The organism is Rhodococcus sp. 2H158, from assembly GCF_053764755.1.
Map to the genome: position 1 here is coordinate 1 of NZ_JBSNCE010000056.1, position 5,339 is coordinate 5,339.

Sequence of the window (5,339 nt, forward strand, 5' to 3'; positions counted from 1 at the left end):
AACGGGTGTTCGGCGGTGTCCTACTCTCCCACACCCTGTCGGGTGCAGTACCATCGGCGCTGGAGGGCTTAGCTTCCGGGTTCGGAATGGGACCGGGCGTTTCCCCTCCGCTATGGCCGCCGTAACTCTGTGAAACGACCCACGCACGCTGTTCGCGGGGGTCGGGGGCCGCAGGCCCACCCATTTCCTGGGGGGCAGCGTTTACTCCGACTCCTCGCGCAGCGAGTGTGAGTGTGTTGTTTCAGATACCGCACAGTGGACGCGTAGCTTCTTTGTGGTAAGTCCTCGGCCTATTAGTACCGGTCACCTGCATGCGTTACCGCACTTCCAGTTCCGGCCTATCAACCCGGTGGTCTGCCGGGGGCCTTACCCCCTCGAGGGGGTGAGAAACCTCATCTTGGAACAGGCTTCCCGCTTAGATGCTTTCAGCGGTTATCCCTTCCGAACGTAGCCAACCAGCCGTGCCCCTGGCGGGACAACTGGCACACCAGAGGTTCGTCCGTCCCGGTCCTCTCGTACTAGGGACAGCCTTCCTCAAGTTTCTAACGCGCGCGGCGGATAGAGACCGAACTGTCTCACGACGTTCTAAACCCAGCTCGCGTGCCGCTTTAATGGGCGAACAGCCCAACCCTTGGGACCTACTCCAGCCCCAGGATGCGACGAGCCGACATCGAGGTGCCAAACCATCCCGTCGATATGGACTCTTGGGGAAGATCAGCCTGTTATCCCCGGGGTACCTTTTATCCGTTGAGCGACACCGCTTCCACATGCCGGTGCCGGATCACTAGTCCCGACTTTCGTCCCTGCTCGACCTGTCGGTCTCACAGTCAAGCTCCCTTGTGCACTTGCACTCGACACCTGATTGCCAACCAGGCTGAGGGAACCTTTGGGCGCCTCCGTTACATTTTGGGAGGCAACCGCCCCAGTTAAACTACCCACCAGGCACTGTCCCTGAACCCGATCAGGGTCCGAGGTTAGAGGTCCAATACGATCAGAGTGGTATTTCAACAACGACTCCACCCACACTGGCGTGCGGGCTTCACAGTCTCCCACCTATCCTACACAAACCGAACCGAACACCAATACCAAGCTGTAGTGAAGGTCCCGGGGTCTTTTCGTCCTGCCGCGCGTAACGAGCATCTTTACTCGTAGTGCAATTTCGCCGAGTCTGTGGTTGAGACAGCAGAGAAGTCGTTACGCCATTCGTGCAGGTCGGAACTTACCCGACAAGGAATTTCGCTACCTTAGGATGGTTATAGTTACCACCGCCGTTTACTGGGGCTTAAATTCTCAGCTTCGCGGATTGCTCCGCTGACCGGTCCTCTTAACCTTCCAGCACCGGGCAGGCGTCAGTCCGTATACCTCGTCTTACGACTTCGCACGGACCTGTGTTTTTAGTAAACAGTCGCTTCTCTCTGGTCTCTGCGACCACCCCCAGCTCCGACCGTGAAGGTCCTCACCGGGACTGGTCCCCCTTCTCCCGAAGTTACGGGGGCATTTTGCCGAGTTCCTTAACCACAGTTCTCTCGATCGCCTCGGTATTCTCTACCTGACCACCTGTGTCGGTTTGGGGTACGGGCCGTGTGAAAGCTCGCTAGAGGCTTTTCTCGGCAGCATAGGATCATGGAATTCGCCTCATTCGGCTACGCATCACCTCTCAGGCTCAAATGCGACACGGATTTGCCTGTGTCACGCCCTACGGGCTTACACCGGTACAACCACTGACCGGCCCCACTACCTTCCTGCGTCACCCCATCGCTTGGCTACTACCACCGAAGGTCCCGTGCAGCAGGCTCTCGGCTCCCGAAGGAACTCGATCACCCTTTGGACGGTTAGTACCGATGATTCACCAGGGGCGCGTTCACACGGGTACGGGAATATCAACCCGTTGTCCATCGACTACGCCTGTCGGCCTCGCCTTAGGTCCCGACTCACCCTGGGCGGATTAACCTGGCCCAGGAACCCTTGGTCATTCGGCGGACGAGTTTCTCACTCGTCTTTCGCTACTCATGCCTGCATTCTCACTCGCGCAGCCTCCACACCTGGATCACTCCGGCGCTTCCCCGGCTGCACGACGCTCCCCTACCCACCCACACACCTGGCTCGCCCCCCGCAGGGAACGAGCGGGCTCGTGTGAGTGCCGCGGCTTCGGCGGTGTACTTGAGCCCCGCTACATTGTCGGCGCAGAACCACTTGACCAGTGAGCTATTACGCACTCTTTCAAGGGTGGCTGCTTCTAAGCCAACCTCCTGGTTGTCTCAGCGATCCCACATCCTTTTCCACTTAGTACACGCTTAGGGGCCTTAGCCGGCGATCTGGGCTGTTTCCCTCTCGACTACGAAGCTTATCCCCCGCAGTCTCACTGCCGCGCTCTCACTCACCGGCATTCGGAGTTTGGCTGATTTCGGTAAGCTTGTGGGCCCCCTAGACCATCCAGTAGCTCTACCTCCGGTGAGAAACACGCGACGCTGCACCTAAATGCATTTCGGGGAGAACCAGCTATCACGGAGTTTGATTGGCCTTTCACCCCTACCCACAGCTCATCCCCTCAGTTTTCAACCTAAGTGGGTTCGGGCCTCCACGACGTCTTACCGTCGCTTCACCCTGGCCATGGGTAGATCACTCCGCTTCGGGTCTAGAACATGCCACTCATGCGCCCTGTTCGGACTCGCTTTCGCTACGACTACCCCACACGGGTTAACCTCGCGACATGCCACTAACTCGCAGGCTCATTCTTCAAAAGGCACGCCGTCACCCCCAGCAGACCAAACTGCTCGAAGGCTCCGACGGATTGTAAGCGCACGGTTTCAGGTACTATTTCACTCCCCTCCCGGGGTACTTTTCACCTTTCCCTCACGGTACTAGTCCGCTATCGGTCACCAGGGAGTATTCAGGCTTATCGGGTGGTCCCGACGGATTCACAGCAGATTTCACGGGCCCGCTGCTACTCGGGTACCCTCCACGAGAGCCGGCATGTTTTCGTCTACGGGATTCTCACCCTCTACGACAGGCCGTTCCAGACCATTTCGACTAACACACCGGTTTCTTACTCTCGCCCACCATGACAGTGATGGGAAGAAGGGCCCCACGACCCCACGAGTGCAACGCCTGCCAGCTCTCACACACCCGCGGTTTAGCCTCTTCCGTTTTCGCTCGCCACTACTCACGGAATCACATGTTGTTTTCTCTTCCTGTGGGTACTGAGATGTTTCACTTCCCCACGTTCCCTCCACACGCCCTATATATTCAGGCGCGGGTAACACGACATCACTCGTGCTGGGTTTCCCCATTCGGAAATCCTCGGATCACAGCTCGGTTGACAGCTCCCCGAGGCATATCGCAGCCTCCCACGTCCTTCATCGGCTCCTGGTGCCAAGGCATCCACCGTACGCTCATAAACACTTACAACAAAGATGCTCGCGTCCACTGTGCAGTTCTCAAACAACACACAACACCCACTACTCACCCCACCGACCGGCGGGAGCTTTGATGAGCATCGTCGCTGACAAAACACTTGCGTGTTCTCTCAGGACCCAACAGTGCACCGATATAACTCCTCGGATCCCGCACAGAAACGGGACCCGGACGAGAAGTAGCTGTCAGCGTTCCACCCATGAGCACCACCGGATTACGTGTGAATCCGAAATGGCTCTGCCTCGCTCCCCCGGCACCTGTGTGCTGGTCCGAGCAAGGAGTTGCTCCTTAGAAAGGAGGTGATCCAGCCGCACCTTCCGGTACGGCTACCTTGTTACGACTTCGTCCCAATCGCCGATCCCACCTTCGACGGCTCCCTCCCACGAGGGGTTAGGCCACCGGCTTCGGGTGTTACCGACTTTCATGACGTGACGGGCGGTGTGTACAAGGCCCGGGAACGTATTCACCGCAGCGTTGCTGATCTGCGATTACTAGCGACTCCGACTTCACGGGGTCGAGTTGCAGACCCCGATCCGAACTGAGACCGGCTTTAAGGGATTCGCTCCACCTCGCGGTATCGCAGCCCTCTGTACCGGCCATTGTAGCATGTGTGAAGCCCTGGACATAAGGGGCATGATGACTTGACGTCGTCCCCACCTTCCTCCGAGTTGACCCCGGCAGTCTCCTGCGAGTCCCCAACCGAATTGCTGGCAACACAGGACAAGGGTTGCGCTCGTTGCGGGACTTAACCCAACATCTCACGACACGAGCTGACGACAGCCATGCACCACCTGTACACCGACCACAAGGGAAACCCCATCTCTGGGGCGGTCCGGTGTATGTCAAACCCAGGTAAGGTTCTTCGCGTTGCATCGAATTAATCCACATGCTCCGCCGCTTGTGCGGGCCCCCGTCAATTCCTTTGAGTTTTAGCCTTGCGGCCGTACTCCCCAGGCGGGGCGCTTAATGCGTTAGCTACGGCACGGATCCCGTGGAAGGAAACCCACACCTAGCGCCCACCGTTTACGGCGTGGACTACCAGGGTATCTAATCCTGTTCGCTACCCACGCTTTCGCTCCTCAGCGTCAGTTACTGCCCAGAGACCCGCCTTCGCCACCGGTGTTCCTCCTGATATCTGCGCATTTCACCGCTACACCAGGAATTCCAGTCTCCCCTGCAGTACTCAAGTCTGCCCGTATCGCCTGCAAGCCCGCAGTTGAGCTGCGGGTTTTCACAGACGACGCGACAAACCGCCTACGAGCTCTTTACGCCCAGTAATTCCGGACAACGCTCGCACCCTACGTATTACCGCGGCTGCTGGCACGTAGTTGGCCGGTGCTTCTTCTGTACCTACCGTCACTTGCGCTTCGTCGGTACTGAAAGAGGTTTACAACCCGAAGGCCGTCATCCCTCACGCGGCGTCGCTGCATCAGGCTTGCGCCCATTGTGCAATATTCCCCACTGCTGCCTCCCGTAGGAGTCTGGGCCGTGTCTCAGTCCCAGTGTGGCCGGTCGCCCTCTCAGGCCGGCTACCCGTCGTCGCCTTGGTGGGCCGTTACCCCACCAACAAGCTGATAGGCCGCGGGCCCATCCTGCACCGGAAAACCTTTCCACCGACAGCCATGCGGCCGCCGGTCCTATCCGGTATTAGACCCAGTTTCCCAGGCTTATCCCGAAGTGCAGGGCAGATCACCCACGTGTTACTCACCCGTTCGCCACTAATCCACCCAGCAAGCTGGGCTTCATCGTTCGACTTGCATGTGTTAAGCACGCCGCCAGCGTTCGTCCTGAGCCAGGATCAAACTCTCCGTTGAAGACTCACAATCAAACCCCGAAGGGCCGATCAGTCATAGACATCGAGCCAAATCACCAGCAAAAAACTCAAACTAGCAAAACACTGACCACCACAGACGGAAGAATGCGGC

At 58.2% G+C, this 5,339-nt stretch carries 3 rRNA genes; all 3 read right to left on the minus strand.

From position 1 onward, the window contains the following. Positions 1 to 7: 7 nt before the first annotated feature. The 3 genes from rrf to ACWPOB_RS28380 all read right to left on the minus strand — a co-directional run bounded on the left by rrf (position 8) and on the right by ACWPOB_RS28380 (position 5,228). A 5S ribosomal RNA gene (gene rrf, locus ACWPOB_RS28370) occupies positions 8 to 124 on the minus strand. A gap of 149 nt (positions 125 to 273) precedes the next feature. After that, positions 274 to 3,408, minus strand: a 23S ribosomal RNA gene (locus tag ACWPOB_RS28375). A gap of 298 nt (positions 3,409 to 3,706) precedes the next feature. Beyond that, positions 3,707 to 5,228, minus strand: a 16S ribosomal RNA gene (locus ACWPOB_RS28380). Together the 16S, 23S and 5S rRNA genes form the textbook arrangement of a ribosomal RNA operon. Between the last annotated feature and the right edge of the window lie 111 nt (positions 5,229 to 5,339).